The sequence below is a fragment of the Tolypothrix campylonemoides VB511288_2 genome (assembly GCF_045999855.1).
Taxonomy (GTDB): domain Bacteria; phylum Cyanobacteriota; class Cyanobacteriia; order Cyanobacteriales; family Nostocaceae; genus Scytonema; species Scytonema bouteillei_A.
Genome location: NZ_JBFPMW010000016.1, coordinates 148969 through 165591, shown reverse-complemented (window position 1 = coordinate 165591; position 16623 = coordinate 148969). Strand labels below are relative to the sequence as shown.

Genomic DNA, 16623 nt, shown 5'->3' with positions numbered 1-16623 from the left:
AGCGCGTCAATGGATTTAGAATCTAACATTGAATCCTTATTGTTGGGTTTCGTTCCTCGATCCAACCTACTCATTTTCATAAATTTCTAAGGGCAAATCATCGGGGTCTTTGAAAAAAGTAAACTTTTTGCCCGTTATTTCATCAATTCTGATGTCTTCTACTTCTATTCCTTGAGAGATTAAATCACTAACAGTTTGTTCAATATTATCTACTTGAAAAGCTAAATGTCTTAAACCACAAGCTTCGGGAGTACTGGTTCTTTTGGGGGGTGATGGAAACGAAAATAGCTCGATCTGGTCGTGTTCTCCAACTCGTAAATCTAACTTATAAGAATTTCTATGAGTCCGAAAGGTTTCTTTAATAATAGAAAAACCTAAAACTTCTACATAAAACTTTTTGGAGCGCTCGTAATCCGAACAGATAATTGCCACATGATGAATTCCAGTTGTTTTCATAATTTTTGGGGTTAGAGAAGAGGCTAGGCTTTCCCAGGTGGAGCCTGGGAAAGAGGTCGATACAACTTTCAAGGATTTTAAACCGCAAACTCCCCTACCCACAAACTAAGAATCTTGCAAAACAGTCTTAGAAACAATCCGGGTTTTCTTACGATCGCTCTCTGATAACTCTTCTCCTGCTTGCAGGCGAGTAGCAGAGGTTTGCAAGACAGTCGCAGCGCCAGTATCGCCCATTTGCAGGGCAGTTTTAGCAGCAGTTTGCAACATCGTAGCAGCGCCAGCGCGATCGCCTTGTTGCAATTTTGCCTCTGCAAGTTGTGTTTGTCGATACTTAGCAAGTGCCAAAATATGTTGCTGTACTTGAGCATCAGCAGCCGGTTGGTAGGAACGAACAATATTTGCCTCAACAGGAATTGTTTCTGAGAGCAATCCTGTTTTGTCCTGAGCTGGATCGTCGTAGCGAACCTGAACTTTAGCGATGGTTTGCCTACCTTCTGGTAACTGTCCCAAATAAATATTTGCTAGCACAACGCGCTCTGAATCCTTCATCAAATCGCCCAAACGCACGGAAAACCGTCCATCCATTTCCAGTTGTACTGGCAATTCAATGGTGTCTGGGGCGACTTGGGCGACAGGTTTTAGTTCTGCAAGACGCACATTAGGTACGAGTGAGAAAAGCAAGTAAGCATTGGTCAATCCCACAGTTTGAATGCGGGTAAACAAACGACCAAACTCATCTACGACCTGTTCCGGTTGCTGGATGTAAGATAAAGTTCCACCACCAGCATCAGCAATTTTTTCCAGAACATCTTGGTTCCAATTATCACCGAATCCTAAGGTGTTCAAAGTTAAACTATAGCCTGCAGCCAATTGGGCAAATTTTAAACAACGGTTGTTGTCACCGTGTTCGTTTTCACCGTCAGTTAACAAGAAGGCTTGGGAAATAGTTTCTTTTTTTCCTTTTGCCAGTTCCTCTATACCCAAACGCAACCCCTCATCAATTGCAGTTCCGCCATCAGCAGCAAGACGGTTAATTTGTTGCTTAACACGTTCTGGATTTTCCAGTAATTGATTGGAAACTAGAACTTTGGCGCGGTGATCGAAAACAACAACACTGAGGCGATCGCCAGGACTGAGTCTGTCAACTAAGCGGATTGCTGCTTTTTTGACAATTTCCAGTGGTCGTCCACTCATAGAACCACTGTGGTCGAGAATCAGGCATAAATTCAGAGGGACGTTACGATCCATCATTTCTGGCTTTGCAGAAATGGAAATTGCCAACTGACGTTGACTATTAGATTGATTTGCATCTAAATTGCCATCATTGAGAGCTGGCTGCAAGCTAACCTTCATAATCCCCCAAACGTTTCACACGGGTTATACTTATTTATAGATAACTTCAAACCGCCATTTCTGTTCTTCGGAAAATCTTTGTGACAAGAACTTTAACAATCGCTTCATAAGTTATTAGGGACTTAGAACTGGGGACTGGCGATTGGGAATTAAAGATTAAGTTATGAGTACTTTCCCCTTGTCTCCCTTGTCCCCCTTGTCTCCCTTGTCCCCATGCCCTAATCCCCTAGAGAGAAATCCACACCCCCAATAGAGCTAGCATCGCGCTAGGATGTAGTACAGTTAACGGAATTAATTGAGCAACAGTTGCTATGGAAACCTCCCCCATCAAGGCTGTTCAAGCCCCATATTATGGCGACAGCTTCTACCGATCTCCGCCACCCGATTTACCTTCGCTCATGTTGAAGGAACGGATCATTTACTTGGGACTGCCTTTGGTTTCACCGGATGAGTATAAACAGCAACTGGGAGTAGACGTAACGGAACTGATCATTGCTCAGCTTCTCTACCTACAGTACGACGATCCGGAAAAGCCAATTTATATTTACATCAACTCTACGGGTACTTCTTGGTACACCGGAGATGCAATTGGTGCTGAAACGGAAGCATTTGCTATTTGCGATACCCTGAACTACATTAAGCCACCCGTCCACACCATCTGTATTGGTCAGGCAATGGGTACGGCAGCTATGATCCTATCTGCAGGAACCAAGGGTTACCGTGCAAGTCTCCCCAATGGGTCAATTGTCTTGCACCAGGCAAAACGCCGCACTGGTTACGGTCAAGCAACAGACATTCAAATCCAAGCACAAGAGGTGCTCACCAACAAGCAAATGATCCTGTCAATTCTCTCTAAGAATACGGGACAACCTCCTGAAAAAATTTCTAAAGATATGGATCGCATGTACTATATGACTCCTCAAGAAGCTAAAGAATACGGCTTGATTGACCGGGTATTAGAAAGTACAAAAGAACTTCCTCAAGTTGTGTCGGCTGCCCTTCCTGTTAAATCTTAAATAGGTAAGTTGCGATACGGCTGTACTCCGTTAAGCCTCCGGCTTATCGCAGTGTTTCTTCCAGCTTAAACTTTGAATACGAGAATTTTGAACTATTATGCCGATTGGTGTTCCTAGAGTCCCTTATCGTTTTCCTGGGGAACCTTATACCCAGTGGATTAATATTTACGAACGCCTTGCCTTGGAACGAATCATTTTCCTCAGTGGAGAAGTCACCGATGGTATGGCTAATGCTATTATCGCCAGACTGCTTTACATGGATTCTGACGATCCAACTAAGGATATTAGTATTTACATCAACTCCCCTGGTGGTTCAGTGACAGCAGGGCTTGCTATCTACGATACAATGCAGCATATCAAAGCAAATGTTGTAACAATTTGCGTAGGTATGGCAGCTTCCATGGGATCGTTCCTCTTAGCTGCAGGAACAAAGGGCAAACGTCTGGCTTTGCCCAATACTCGAATTCTCATTCACCAACCTCTTGGCGGTGCTCAGGGTCAAGCTACTGATATTGAAATTGAAGCTAAGCAAATTCTTAGAATGCGGCAGCAACTCAATGAAATGTTAGCAGCTCGCACGGGTCAACCTATAGAGAAAATTCAAAAAGATACCGACCGCGACTACTGGATGTCAGCTCAAGAAGCGAAGGAATACGGTTTGATTGACCGTGTCATTGAAGAACGGTAGCGCGTGGTGGGGATTGGAGAATGGGGAAAAGGGAGAGAAGAGGGACAAGGGGACAGGGAGAAGTATGAGTAACCGATTCTCCAATGCCCAATCTCTAATCCACGTATCCCCAATCCCCAGTTCTCTATTAACAAAAATGTAAATTATGGACTTTAAACCAGAAATTGAGTCATTATCATCATAAAAACTTCACGCTTAGGCTTTAAGCTAATAGCTGATATTCGTCTCACGCTGATAGCTCAGATGGATCTAGGAGATTGCTACCGTTTATTAGGTCTCAGGTCGGGAGCCTCGTTTTCCGACATCAAATTGTCATACCGTCGCTTGGCGCAGCTGTATCATCCTGATATCAACCCAGATGACAAAAAAGCGAAAGAAAAGTTTATTGCCGTAACTGAGGCATATAAACTCCTGTTGCAGGTAGTTCCTCAAGAAAACACATTTCGACAAGGAACTCAGTCACAAACTGTTGAACGTCAGGAAACTTCTTCGCGTCCGGAACCTCCAAAGAAGGAAAAACCAAAACCCAAACCAAAACCGCCTAATGTTGTGGAAATAGAAAGGCGGTTGAAGTGGCGTACTTACGAGCAATTGCAACAGTTTTTGAAGCAAAAGCGTTTCCCGCAAGCGACAGCTCTGGCGGAAGCACTGGCTCAGCGTCTCCCTGATGATGCAGAAGTCCGCCAATGGCAAGCTATTGCATATCAACTTTGGGGGCGATCGCTCATTGCAGATAACCAACCCTTGAAAGCTAGGATTTATCTCAAAAAAGCTCTAAAGACCGATCCCAATAACAGAACTTTGTGGATTGAGGTGCAGCGAGATTTTGAACGTTTAGAGCAGAAGATTTTTTAGGATTGCGATTAAATCGGCTGTTCACCGTCTTAACAGCGCACCGATTGAAAGTGCGTTTATTTTGCTGTTGCAAAATGTTTAAGTTGTGGAGTCCAGTACAGTTTGGGAACGAACATTCCATTCCTCATTCAGTTCTATAACTGCATGCCCATTAACTGGTGGACGTTGCTTTTCAACTCTTCGGACTCGACCCACTAATTCGGGTGGATACGCTTCATAGGACTTGGGATTACGCTCCACAGCTTGCACGTGGTACTTTGAAGTGTGAGTAAAAGCGTTTTTCCCAACCACAGGTCTGAGTTCGTCTGGTTGGTAGCCCGTTACTCGTTGTACGGCGCAGGCTAATTTAGGAATTTGTTCTAGGGGAAAGCGGTTTTCTCCTCTCTTCTGGTGAAGAATAACCGCTAGTTGAAGTAAATCTGTGATACCCGTTCTTTCCCCAATTCCTAAAATCGATGTATCTATAACGGAGGCTCCAGCATCAATAGCTACAAGTGCATTTGCTACTGCTAAACCAAAATCATTGTGCAAATGTATTTCTAATTCACAACTAAAAGTGCTGACAAATTTCGATACAAGTGTGTCACAAGTTAATGGTTCTAAAATACCAACTGTATCAGCTAAGCTTATACGTTCTGCTCCTGCTACGAGCGCTATATCAGTTAGCCACTCAATATCATCCCACACCGTTCGAGATGCATCTTCAATTGTAAAACGGACTTTTAAACCTAATTTTTTTGCTTCTGCGAGCGCAACTTGTATTTTCTGGCTAATGTATTCTTTGTTGCGGTTAACAAACTTAGTTTCAGTGGCTAAATGATTGACTGAAGCCCAAATACCTACCCAATCCGCTTTAGCTCGTTTCGCTGCTTGTATTTCTTCAACATTTGCTCTAGCATGCATCAGTATTTGTGTGGAACGGGCTGCACGAGCAACTTCCAAACAAATCCTTTCATCTTCTGCTGAAATCCCTGGATGACCTACTTCCACACAGTCAATTTGAAATTCTTCTAATAGATGAAGAATTTTGATTTTATCTTGACTGCTAAAACGAATTCCTGCTTGCTGTTCGCCTTCACGCAACGTTGCGTCTAAAATTTTGAGATTGGACTTATTACTGCAATCATTTTTATTTGGCATTAGTTGCTTTGTTACACTGTTACACAGATAGCAAAAACCTTCTTTGTAAAGATTAACAAATGCGAGCGGAGCAAAACCATCACCCAATTCATTTTGAAGATAAAATTTTATGAAGATTTTCTATTCCTATCGGATACAATGTTGCTATTTCTGTAAAAAGATCGTGGAGGAGCGAGGCTAAAGGAAAAATATGTCATCTTTAATCATTCTAGTCGCTGCATTAATTGTAGCTTTGTTGGTTTTTAAGGCATTATTTAATGTCTTTAAAACAGTTATTAGTACTGCGATCGCTCTTTTTATCATTGTGGTTATCTTGGCTGTTTTTGGGTTTACTCCTGAAGATCTGTTACACGAATTTACAAAATTACCAGAAACTTTACAAAAAATGTTAAGGGGAGGCTCGTAAAAATTTTGCATTCAACAAAATTTCTACAAATTTGAAACAAAAATGCGACAGTGAGTTGGTCTAAATCAAGCCCAGACTTAACTTTCTCAATCTCAAATCTACTCATGGTATTACTTAAGAGGCACAAATTGTAATTGTCCCGTACTGGGATGGGCTTTAACTGTCACTAATTGTTGAATGTTAAGTTGTTTGCGATCGCCATTATAGAGAAAAGAAATGTCTCCTGTAGCACCCTTTACTGTAAAATTCGGCTCTGCCATTGTTTGTTCTAAATTCTCGCGACTCACAAATGAAAGTTTTTCAGTAGCCGCTACAAATACACGCGTTGCATCATATGACAATGCAGTACGCCAATTAACTGGTTCCCCCCAAAGTTTAATGGTAGCTTGTGTATATTGTCTGTTAGGGCTGCTTAAGTGATGCCAGGGTATCCCAACGACCATTCCTTCTGCATTATTACCGACACCTTCTAGAATATTCGGCATAAAAAGACTATCTCCGCCCACAATAGGGTAGCGTAACCGATTGGCGCGAATCAAGCGAAACACAGTTTCAGAAATCAGACCATCATTATTGGGGAGTAACACAATTACATCAGCATTTGTTGCTCGAACTTCACTTATAGCTTGACTGGGATTAAAATTGGGTGCTGATAAATCGAACTCTTTAACAACTGTCCCACCACCTGCAGTAAAGCTTCTTTCTAATGTGTCTCGCATAGAAAAACTGTAGTTGCTTGTTTCATTAAAAAAAACGGCTGCTTTTCTTTTCTTAGCGTTTGTCAGCATATAGCTTGCTAAATTTTGGGCAATATCCCTGTCGCTATAAGCTATTCGGCGAAAATAACAATAGGATTGCCTGCACACGGTTGATAAATCTTTTGAGGTAGCAGTGGAAGAGATTAATGGTAACTTGTGCTGTTGGTAGATACCGACAGCACTAATCGTGGTATCGCTGGTAAAATGACCTACAACACCCAGAACATCTTGTTTTTTTACTAAAGCTTCCGCTATTTTCTTAGCTTGGTAGGAGTTATTGTTGTCAGTAGCAATGAGAATCTTGATTTTGTAGTTAGTTTTAGGATTTTTATTAAATTCATCTTGAGCTTGAGCCACTCCCCGCAACATTTCTTTACTGACATTGATACTATCGTTATTGTTTGTCATGGGAACAACAACAGCAAACGTGTAGCTTTTTGGTACTTGTTGAAAAATTCGAGCATTATTTAAGTAAATTAAGGTTTCAGGATCGGAGTTTTTTTTCCATGACTTCTCTAGCAAACCGATAGCAGTCTCATACCTTCCTGCTGCAAATGCTTTGACTCCTTCTTCTTTCTCCTCATTTATACTTTGAGTAATAATAATTTGTTCTCCACAACTTATGTTGTCATCGGTTGCAAATTTGCTAAAAGTACTCTTGGAACACCCATCCACTCGATGGACAAAAGATAAAACAAGTCCTCCAACTAAAACGGTAGCAAAGACAGCTGCACCCGCTAACAGCTTTTTTATTGGTATTCTTTTCTGAGCTTTATAAGCCCTCTCATGACCGTTTTCTTTCAGATGGGAGTTTACTAAAGTATCAATAAGGTTCACATCAAGACTGCGATAAGCTTCCGGCTTCTCGGCTGAAGCGGTATCGTGACCGTTATTGTCATAATAAGTAGATTGAACGCAGGTTGGTTCAGATAAGATATTTTTTAAATTTTCTGTTGTTCGATATCCGATGTTGATTTCGCCTCGTTCCTCCAACTGAAGCCCGTAACTTTTCTGTAGTTCTACTAATTGATGCAAAAGGATTTTTGTATTTTGCGGGCGTTTTTTAGGCAATGGGTCCATTAAATTATCAATAAAATTTCCTAAATTTTCAGAAATTTGTATTTCGTTGCGCCAAATTTTTCTTTCTCTATCTTTAGGATCTGGAGGAAGCTCGTAAGGTTCTTTACCTGTTAGTAGATAAACAAATGTACGACCTAAAGCAAAAAAATCTGATTGAGGAACCGCTTGACCTTGGCATTGTTCTGGTGCAGTATACCCTTGTGAAGAAATTGTCGTTACCTCTTCTTTGGCTAAAGCTTCAGAATAAGTATCTGTCATTTCTCTCACTGCGCCAAAGTCTATTAGCACAAGTTCTCCATCAGATCTCAACATAATGTTTGATGGTTTAATATCTCTATGAAACAGTCTTTTCTCATGGACTATATCTACGATATTTGCTAACTTAAACAACCACTCAACTGCTAATTCTTCCTGAATAGGACGAGATTCTCTTTGTTTTAAATAGTCTTGTAGATTTAATCCCTCAATTTTCTCCATTACAAAGCAAGGGTATAGACTACTGCTATCTTTTCCTTTGAATAGAAAGTAGCTATATCCTTTAGGAATACCGGGATAATTAATAGATTGCAAAACTTTAGCTTCTTTCTCAAATAACTCCACCAATTTGTTCTGGGGTTGTTCTAGTACTTTAAGGATTTTAATTCTTCCCTTTTCTAAAACTTCATAAACTGCTGTGTATGGTCGTTTTTCCAGAACTTCAACAACTCGATAGCGACCTTCTAAAAGCAATTCTGAACCACAGGTACAGCAAAACAGCCTACCATCAGGGTTATAAGGATTTCTACATCTGGGATTGATACAGTAAGTCATACAATTGTGAAGGTGAACGGTCGTTAAAGTACCTTGTACTTACAAACCACTACCGCTCCTAGTCCTCTATACTAGGTTGTTCTGAAAAATTATAGATAGTTAATATATAAAGTTTATTATTAATTTTGAATTATTTTTGCTTTGCGGTTAGAACCCTGACTTCTTAAAGAAGTCGAGGTTCTGGCAACTCCTAGTCAGACAACCGAGTTTCAACAGGTAGTGAGAAATCACGAGACCATTCGTTCCAAGAACCAAAATAGTTCCTGACATCTTTGATTCCTGCTTCTTTTAAGGCAATGAGGGTATTGGCGGCTCTAGACCCTTTGAAGCAGTAAACGTATACCGTTGACTCTGGCATAATACCTACAGACTGACAAATCTCTAAGATTTCTTCAACTGGACGGAACATCGGAATTTCAGAATTGGGTATCATCATTCGATACCATTCAATCCAAACTGCGCCGGGAATCCTACCTTTACGGGGGCAAAAATCCACTCCATATGGAGAAGAACTTATTCCGATCCACTCATCGTAATCTCTAACATCTAGCTTAACGATTTCCGGTCGATCGAGAGCCTGCAACATTTGCTCTGTAGTTACCAGAATTGAGGAATCTATGTTAAGCAAGAAGATTTTGCGATTGCGATCGATCGTTTCTACAGTCGTTGGCATTTGGGCTGCTAACCATGCTTTATAACCACCGTGTAAAATAGAAACGTTAGAACAACCGAGGTACTTGAGCAAAAAGTAACCCCGACAAGACTGTCCGTAGCCAGAGTTCATGGCATCTTCGTAAATGACAATCTGCTCGGTACCTGAGATTCCAGCTGCACCTAATAAATCTGCAAAATTTGACTGCAAGTTAGATAAACCAAATGGTGTAGAAGAAGCCAAATAGGTGAAAATTTCGTGAATATTGATTGCACCGGGAATATGAGAAACAGCATATTCTTGTAAGGTGCGGGTATCAATAACAACAGTTGATTTTTGAAGTATAATTTCGGCTAGTTGTATCGGTGTAAGAAGTGGTTTTACTTCCATCTCTGCCTTTCTCCTTTCTTATGAATGCTCAAGCAGAAGTGAAACTTGAAGATTTTTTCTTTTTCTCAGGCAAAGCAATAACCTTAGGCTTTCTCGGAGATAAGTAGGTAGGCACAATTAAACCGAACTATATAAACTTATGTAAAGTGTCACAAATGCTTTAAAGATTAAGCTTTTAAATGATTTACATTTCTTAATGTAGTTGTGTTTTTTAGCACCCACCTACTTAAATTACTCCAGAATTTGGGGAAAGTTTTGTTTGAAAATTCCTAAGTCAGCTACCTAGCCATCATAGAATTGAATGTTGATAATAGATGTTAATCACAATGCTTTTTTTCAGAATTTCTGCTTGCACGTGTCTTTTTAAGAGAGCGCACTTAATAGGTCTTTTTATTATTTAGTCTGAAGTCTGAGTCTACACAAGTTGATGGTAATTGTCACAACTTTAAATGACGCATATTGTATTCTAAGTAGTCAGCGTTAAAAATTGCCGTCATCTTAAGCAGACAGCAGAAGAGAAGAGATTTTTAGACAACTTTACTTTTTGTTGTATGCTTTGGTTTTTTTGCACTTGTCTGCTTAAGTGTATTTTCTAAAAAGAATGACGTTGACGCTCGAATTTTTCCTATTTAGCTGTGGTAGCAAGGGTTTACCACATTTACTTTGAGATGTGATTGAAAAAACCGCAGAGGTGCAAAGGGCTCGGAGGAAGAGCAAAAATATGATTATTAATATCATTTTAAATCTAAATTTAAGTGGCGGACCTATAGCGGTCTGTCACACAAGCTTTAAGGGGAGCATCACAATTTGGAAAAAACACGCTTGTGATTGAAATCATACCTATACAGACCAAGTTTGACTGCGAGGACTTTATTTAAAGCCTGCATAGCTTTGTTTGTATAGCCAGAATTCTATTCTGCGGGCACTTGGCACTCTTTGGGATGCTCCCACTTCAAGAAACTGCTAAATTTCCGATTTTATTGAGGAAATCAAGGATCTGGTGATTGCAAAACTGCCTTCACAAAAAACTCAAATTTGAAGCTTACAATCATTATATTTTAAATACAGCAGTTTCCGATGTTATGAGGTACAGTTAGTATTAATAAAATCAAAAGATAATACTGTCATGAAAGCATATTCAGTAGATATTCGAGAAAAAATAGTGGCAGCGCATATTGAGGAAAAAATCTCGATTCGTCAAGTAGCACTCAGATTTGCAGTGAGCAAAAGTTTAGTACAAAAGCTAGTAAAGCAACAAAAAAGTCATGGTAATTTACAACCATTAAAACCGGGTAAGCCACGATTTAGTCATCTGACAAATGCGGAATTAGAGTTAAGAGAACTAGTGTCAGAGAATCCGGATGCAACAATAGTGGAATTCTGTGAATTATTTGCGGCAAAGACAGGTAATTGGGTGAGTCAGACGGCAATGTGTCGTTCTTTACAAAAATTAGGATTAAATCGCAAAAAAAAACATTGCGGAGTAGCCAAGCAGCAACTCCAAGAGTTCAAAAACTCAGAGTAGAATATTGGGAAAAAGTCAAGGAGATAGAGCCAGAAAACTTGGTATTTTTAGATGAAACAGGGGTAATACTGGGTTTAGCAAGAACGCATGCACGTTCACAAAAGGGAACAAGAGTATATGAAATGAAGCCATTTTACCGGGGAGCAAAAGTTACGGTGATTGGAGCAATAAGTCTTAAAAAAGTTGTGGCATTAATGACAATAAATAACTCAATGGATAGCCTAGCTTTTGAAGGATTTATTGAGAAGTTCTTATTGCCTCAATTATGGCCGGGAGCAGTAGTAGTTATGGATAATTTACCGGCACATAAACTAGCATCAATCGAACCAATGATTGAATCTGTAGGTGCAAAAGTCTTGTGTTTATCTCCATATTCTCCTGATTTTAATCCCATTGAATTATGGTGGTCACAACTTAAATCTTTTTTACGTACTTTTTCTCCAACTACAACCGAAATGGTTGATAAAGTTATCTCTGTTGCTCTCGACTTGATGAATCCTCAACATTTAAAAAATTGGTTCACTAAGTGCTGTTATTGTACCTCATAACATCGGAATTTGCTGTAATATAATAAATTACATAAAATTAGTACTTTTTAAGATGAGTAAAAATTGATGACTTCTTTATGAAAGCTTTAATGTACGAAGTTTTGCTGATGACTGTAAAGACAAGATTTTTGATTAAATTAACCGTTTAACGAACAAATCAATTGAAATTACTGAAATATATCAAAAAAACCAATGATAGCAGTTATCAGTATTTTCTCTTAAACAACTTTAATTGAAAACGATGCAACGACCTCCAGAAGAAACAGTGACTTTAGACAATGTTGTGATTACGGTGGAGTTATCTCGACGATTGCCTCGTCCTCCAAACTTGCTCTCAGAAAATCAGGCAATGCATACGTTAGCGCGACAGATGGTGAACCAGCCAGAAACGATGCTTAAAAGCCTGGTTGAAATAGCGATCGCCTTATGTCATGCAGGGACAGCAGGAGTCAGCTTGCTTGACGTAACGCCCAGTGGTGAGGAAGTCTTTCGCTGGGATGTATTAGCTGGAACCCTGCAACAGTACGTCGGCGGTACTACGCCCCGCAACTTTAGCCCTTGTGGTACCTGTCTCGATCGCGGTGGACCTCAGCTTTATTCCTACCCCGAACGGTATTTTACTTATTTCCAAGCCACAAATACTCCCTTCGTCGAAGGATTGGTATTACCGCTTATTGCCGAGGGTCATGCTCTCGGCACTATCTGGATTGTGTCTCATGACGAGCAGCAACATTTTGACTTAGAAGATGTTCGCGTGATGACAAGTTTAGCAGACTTTACTGCGGCTGCTCTATTGCTCAATCGGCGACAGACCAAAGAATTGCTGGTGAAGAATGCCCAATTAGAAGCTGAAGTTGTCGAGCGTCAACGGGTAGAAAAACAATTGCTCCATCTTGCTTTTCATGACTCTTTGACAGGGCTACCGAATCGAACTTTATTCATGGAACGGTTGGGACAGAAACTCAAACGTGCTTGCACGGGTGAGGATTTGTTTGCCGTTCTTTTTCTAGATGTAGATCGCTTCAAGGTGGTTAACGATAGTCTGGGGCATACGATTGGGGATCGATTGCTAATTGCGATCGCAGATCGACTTCAAAAGTGTTTGCGGTCTGGAGATTTATTAGCACGTCTTGGAGGCGATGAGTTTGCCATCCTAACAGAGGAAATAAAGTCTATCAACGATGCCGTGCAACTTGCCGAGCGGCTCCAACAAGCGCTGATACTGCCTTTCTATATTCAGGGATACGAAGTGTTTACCACTTTAAGTATTGGCATTACGTTCAGTACCTTAGGATACGAGCGACCGGAGAATCTTTTGCGCGACGCCGATATTGCAATGTATCGCGCTAAAGCTTTGGGGAAGGCGCGTTACAAGATATTTGACCGAGCCATGTATACTGAAAGTAAAAAGCTGTTGCAGTTAGAAACAGACCTGCGACGTGCTGTTGAGCGTCAAGAATTTCGGATTTACTACCAACCAATTGTTTCGCTGTCAACCAACAAGATTATTGGGTTTGAGGCTCTCTTGCGCTGGCAACATCCCAAGCGCGGTCTGGTGTTGCCATCGGAGTTTATTTCAGTAGCAGAAGAAACTGGGCTGATAGTACCTATTGATTATTGGGTACTTCGAGAAGCATGCCGCCAGATGTACTTGTGGCAGCACCAATTTCAAGACAGAGGTTTGACAATCAACGTCAATCTTTCTAGCAAACAATTTTCACAACCAAATCTCAATGAGCGGATCTACGAAACTTTACAGTCAACTCGCTTAGATCCACGAAGTTTAAAGGTGGAGATCACCGAAAGCATAATGATGGAAAACACTGCTATGGCAACTAAAATGCTATGGCAACTGAAAGAATTAGGGATTGAATTACACATAGATGACTTTGGGACTGGCTATTCATCTCTGAGTTATCTGCACCAATTTCCACTGAGTGTTTTAAAAATTGACCGCTCCTTTGTTAATAGGAGCGAGAACTCAGAAATTGTGCTGGCGATCGTCACACTAGCTCATAATTTAGGCATGGATGTCATAGCAGAAGGGATAGAAACTTTGGAGCAACGCGAAAAACTGAGATCACTCAAATGCAAATACGGACAGGGGTACTTCTTTTCTAAGCCACAAGAAGCATCAGCAGTAGAAGCTTTGCTTGCCCAAGAGGTCAACCACGTCTACTCGCCCAACGAGTACAGATCGTGCTCGCGAATGCATTCCAAATAGCGACTTTGTCAACAAAACTTTACAAAAAAGCATCCTTAAGATAGATTCCTTCATCTTAATCCAGCCTTACTATAGAGTGTAGTAAATGTACAACACTCATTGGAGATGAGTTTTTCGGTTCGATTCACTAAAGCTGCGTAGGTAACTACAAGCCAGGTGACAGTTGAGTGCAGATGTTGATAGAGAATTCTCTACCATTATCTGAAAACAACCCAAAATAAAGGGTTTATAACTGGTGAACCATACATATTATGAAAATCGCACAAATTGCCCCCTTGTGGGAACAAGTTCCGCCTACCACCTATGGAGGCACCGAGCTAGTTGTGAGTCGTTTGACTGATGAGTTGGTACGTAGAGGTCACGATGTCACGTTGTTTGCTTCAGGCGATTCTACAACCCTAGCTCGTTTGGAAGCGGGTAGTCCCCATGCATTACGCTTGGATAAAAGCATTAAAGAACCCGTAATGTATGATATCTTGCACGCCAGCCAAGCTTACGAACGGGCTACTGAATTCGATATTATCCATTCCCATATAGGAGTTTGGTCATTACCTTGGGCGAGTACGGTTTCAACGCCAACAGTACATACCCTTCACGGTATCTTTACTCGTGATAACAGCAAAGTCTTTAGGCGTTACCACACGCAACCATATATCAGTATCAGTGACGCCCAACGTTTGTTAAACATAAATTACGTTGGCACAGTTTACAACGGTATTAACGTCTCTGCGTTTCCATTTTTTGCCAAACCCCAAGAACCATCCTATCTGGCATTTTTAGGGCGCTTCTCGCCAGAAAAAGGACCGCAACACGCCATTAATATTGCCAAGCAAACAGGGTGGCATTTGAAGATGGCTGGAAAAGTGGATGTTGTAGACAAGAAGTTTTTTGAAGAAGAAATTGCTCCCCACATTGATGGTAAGCAAATCGAATTTTTGGGTGAGGTCAATCACGAACAAAAATCTGAACTTTTGGGAAATGCGGCGGTGACTTTGTTCCCCATCACCTGGTGCGAACCTTTTGGGTTGGTGATGGCTGAATCTATGGCAACAGGTACACCTGTTATTGCGATGAATATGGGTTCTGTATCCGAAGTCATTGCTCATGGAGAGACGGGTTTTGTTTGCCAAAGCTATGAAGAGATGGCGGCGATGATACCAAAAGCATTGGAACTCGATCGCCAGAAATGCCGAGAACACGTGGAGAGTAAATTTAGCGTTACCCAAATGGTTGATGGGTATGAGGCAATTTATGAGAAAATTGTTGGAGAACGCAACTTTAGGAGCTGGTTCAATTCTGCTTTGAGAAATTCGTTGGAATCAATTACAGCATTTAGGCGTTAACGACTTTTTGTTTGATTTTTTTGTTTGATTAATCAAAATGCTCCCTTGATATGGGAGCATTTGCTTTTTGCGAGCTGGCTTGCGATTCATAACTTAGGCTAATATCTTAAATCACTTTTACTCACTGTCAGTCTATTGTAAAGTTAAGTAAACAGTTGTAATTTAAAGATGAGGGCACAAAGAAAGCCCCATAATTCATACAAAACAACCGCAATTATAAAACCATGACAGCAACCTTACAACGCGCTCGCAGCGCCAACGTATGGGAGCAGTTCTGTAACTGGATCACCTCCACCGAAAACCGCCTTTATGTCGGCTGGTTCGGCGTACTGATGATCCCTACACTGCTCTCCGCAGCCATCTGCTTCATCATCGCCTTCATCGCTGCTCCCCCTGTAGACATCGATGGTATCCGCGAACCCGTTGCAGGTTCTTTGCTCTACGGTAACAACATCATCTCCGGTGCAGTTGTTCCTTCTTCCAACGCCATCGGTCTTCACTTCTACCCCATCTGGGAAGCCGCTTCTTTAGATGAGTGGTTGTACAACGGTGGTCCATACCAGTTGGTGATTTTCCACTTCCTGATTGGCGTATTCTGCTACTTGGGTCGTGAGTGGGAATTGTCCTACCGCTTGGGTATGCGTCCTTGGATCTGCGTAGCGTTCAGCGCACCTGTAGCAGCAGCTACCGCAGTGTTCTTGATCTACCCCATCGGTCAAGGTTCTTTCTCTGACGGTATGCCTTTAGGAATCTCTGGAACCTTCAACTTCATGTTGGTGTTCCAAGCAGAGCACAACATCCTCATGCATCCCTTCCACCAGTTGGGTGTAGCAGGTGTATTCGGTGGCTCCTTATTCAGTGCAATGCACGGTTCCTTGGTAACTTCTTCCTTGGTACGTGAAACAACCGAAACCGAATCACAGAACTACGGTTACAAGTTCGGACAAGAAGAAGAAACCTACAACATCGTCGCAGCACACGGCTACTTCGGAAGGCTTATCTTCCAATACGCATCATTCAACAACAGCCGCAGTTTGCACTTCTTCTTGGCAGCATGGCCAGTGGTAGGCATCTGGTTCACCGCACTTGGCATCAGCACCATGGCGTTCAACCTCAACGGCTTCAACTTCAACCAATCCGTGATTGACTCTCAAGGTCGCGCCATCGGCACCTGGGCAGACATCCTCAACCGCGCTAACCTCGGTATGGAAGTGATGCACGAGCGCAACGCTCACAACTTCCCTCTCGACTTGGCTGCAACTGAAGTTGCTCCTGTTGCAATCAGCGCTCCTGCTATCAACGGTTAGTTGTAGAAGGTTTACTACAAAGAGACAATACTAGATAAAAGGCGCTCTCCTAAAAGGAGGGCGCTTTTTGCG

General features: G+C 41.5%; 14 protein-coding genes. 9 read left to right on the top strand and 5 right to left on the bottom strand.

The genetic code is table 11. The annotated features are described in order from the left end of the window. Positions 1-66 precede the first annotated feature (66 nt). Positions 67-456: an SMU1112c/YaeR family gloxylase I-like metalloprotein gene (gloA2, locus tag AB0756_RS34750; protein ID WP_038083219.1), complete on the bottom strand. Its 390-nt coding sequence runs from the start codon at positions 454-456 to the stop codon at positions 67-69. Positions 457-561: 105 nt separating this feature from the next. Next, entirely contained in the window at positions 562-1809 is a 1248-nt protein-coding gene (locus AB0756_RS34745) for a vWA domain-containing protein (RefSeq protein ID WP_038083221.1), read from the bottom strand. 311 nt (positions 1810-2120) lie between these two features. Between AB0756_RS34745 and AB0756_RS34740 the strand changes: the two genes are divergently transcribed. The 3 genes from AB0756_RS34740 (at position 2121) to AB0756_RS34730 (ending at position 4368) form a co-directional block, all read left to right on the top strand. Next, positions 2121-2825 carry an ATP-dependent Clp protease proteolytic subunit gene (locus AB0756_RS34740; RefSeq protein WP_038083222.1) on the top strand — a complete coding sequence of 235 codons (705 nt, stop codon included), beginning with the start codon at positions 2121-2123 and terminating at the stop codon, positions 2823-2825. A 97-nt stretch (positions 2826-2922) separates the two neighbouring features. Next, positions 2923-3513 carry an ATP-dependent Clp protease proteolytic subunit gene (locus AB0756_RS34735; protein WP_038083225.1) on the top strand — a complete coding sequence of 197 codons (591 nt, stop codon included), beginning with the start codon at positions 2923-2925 and terminating at the stop codon, positions 3511-3513. A gap of 243 nt (positions 3514-3756) precedes the next feature. Continuing rightward, a complete protein-coding gene (locus tag AB0756_RS34730; RefSeq protein WP_038083226.1) occupies positions 3757-4368 on the top strand; it encodes a J domain-containing protein in 612 nt (203 codons plus the stop codon). Positions 4369-4446: 78 nt separating this feature from the next. On the opposite strand, the gene AB0756_RS34725 is transcribed toward AB0756_RS34730, so the two are convergent. Further along, positions 4447-5508, bottom strand: a complete 1062-nt coding sequence (locus tag AB0756_RS34725) for a LeuA family protein (protein ID WP_082051653.1) — start codon at positions 5506-5508, stop codon at positions 4447-4449. 190 nt (positions 5509-5698) lie between these two features. On the opposite strand from AB0756_RS34725, the gene AB0756_RS34720 reads away from it, so the two are divergent. Next, positions 5699-5914, top strand: coding sequence for a hypothetical protein (locus AB0756_RS34720; protein WP_038083228.1), 216 nt, complete (start codon positions 5699-5701; stop codon positions 5912-5914). 110 nt (positions 5915-6024) lie between these two features. On the opposite strand, the gene AB0756_RS34715 is transcribed toward AB0756_RS34720, so the two are convergent. Together AB0756_RS34715 and AB0756_RS34710 are read right to left on the bottom strand one after the other, a co-directional pair. Continuing rightward, positions 6025-8562, bottom strand: a complete 2538-nt coding sequence (locus AB0756_RS34715) for a bifunctional serine/threonine-protein kinase/ABC transporter substrate-binding protein (RefSeq protein ID WP_050045451.1) — start codon at positions 8560-8562, stop codon at positions 6025-6027. 190 nt (positions 8563-8752) lie between these two features. Beyond that, the gene (locus tag AB0756_RS34710) at positions 8753-9604 is read right to left on the bottom strand and encodes a sulfurtransferase (RefSeq protein ID WP_038083230.1); all 852 of its coding nucleotides are present in this window, start codon (positions 9602-9604) and stop codon (positions 8753-8755) included. Between the two features lie 1126 nt (positions 9605-10730). Between AB0756_RS34710 and AB0756_RS34705 the strand changes: the two genes are divergently transcribed. The 5 genes from AB0756_RS34705 (at position 10731) to psbA (ending at position 16551) form a co-directional block, all read left to right on the top strand. Beyond that, a complete protein-coding gene (locus tag AB0756_RS34705) occupies positions 10731-11129 on the top strand; it encodes a helix-turn-helix domain-containing protein (RefSeq protein ID WP_038092057.1) in 399 nt (132 codons plus the stop codon). Further along, positions 11081-11677 carry an IS630 family transposase gene (locus AB0756_RS34700; protein ID WP_202048575.1) on the top strand — a complete coding sequence of 199 codons (597 nt, stop codon included), beginning with the start codon at positions 11081-11083 and terminating at the stop codon, positions 11675-11677. Before AB0756_RS34705 ends, AB0756_RS34700 begins: the two co-directional genes overlap by 49 nt. A 241-nt stretch (positions 11678-11918) precedes the next feature. Continuing rightward, entirely contained in the window at positions 11919-13901 is a 1983-nt protein-coding gene (locus AB0756_RS34695; protein ID WP_050045452.1) for a bifunctional diguanylate cyclase/phosphodiesterase, read from the top strand. Between the two features lie 251 nt (positions 13902-14152). Next, positions 14153-15244: a glycosyltransferase family 4 protein gene (locus AB0756_RS34690; RefSeq protein ID WP_038088485.1), complete on the top strand. Its 1092-nt coding sequence runs from the start codon at positions 14153-14155 to the stop codon at positions 15242-15244. Between the two features lie 224 nt (positions 15245-15468). Continuing rightward, a complete protein-coding gene (psbA, locus tag AB0756_RS34685) occupies positions 15469-16551 on the top strand; it encodes a photosystem II q(b) protein (protein ID WP_038088482.1) in 1083 nt (360 codons plus the stop codon). The last annotated feature ends 72 nt before the right edge of the window (positions 16552-16623 follow it).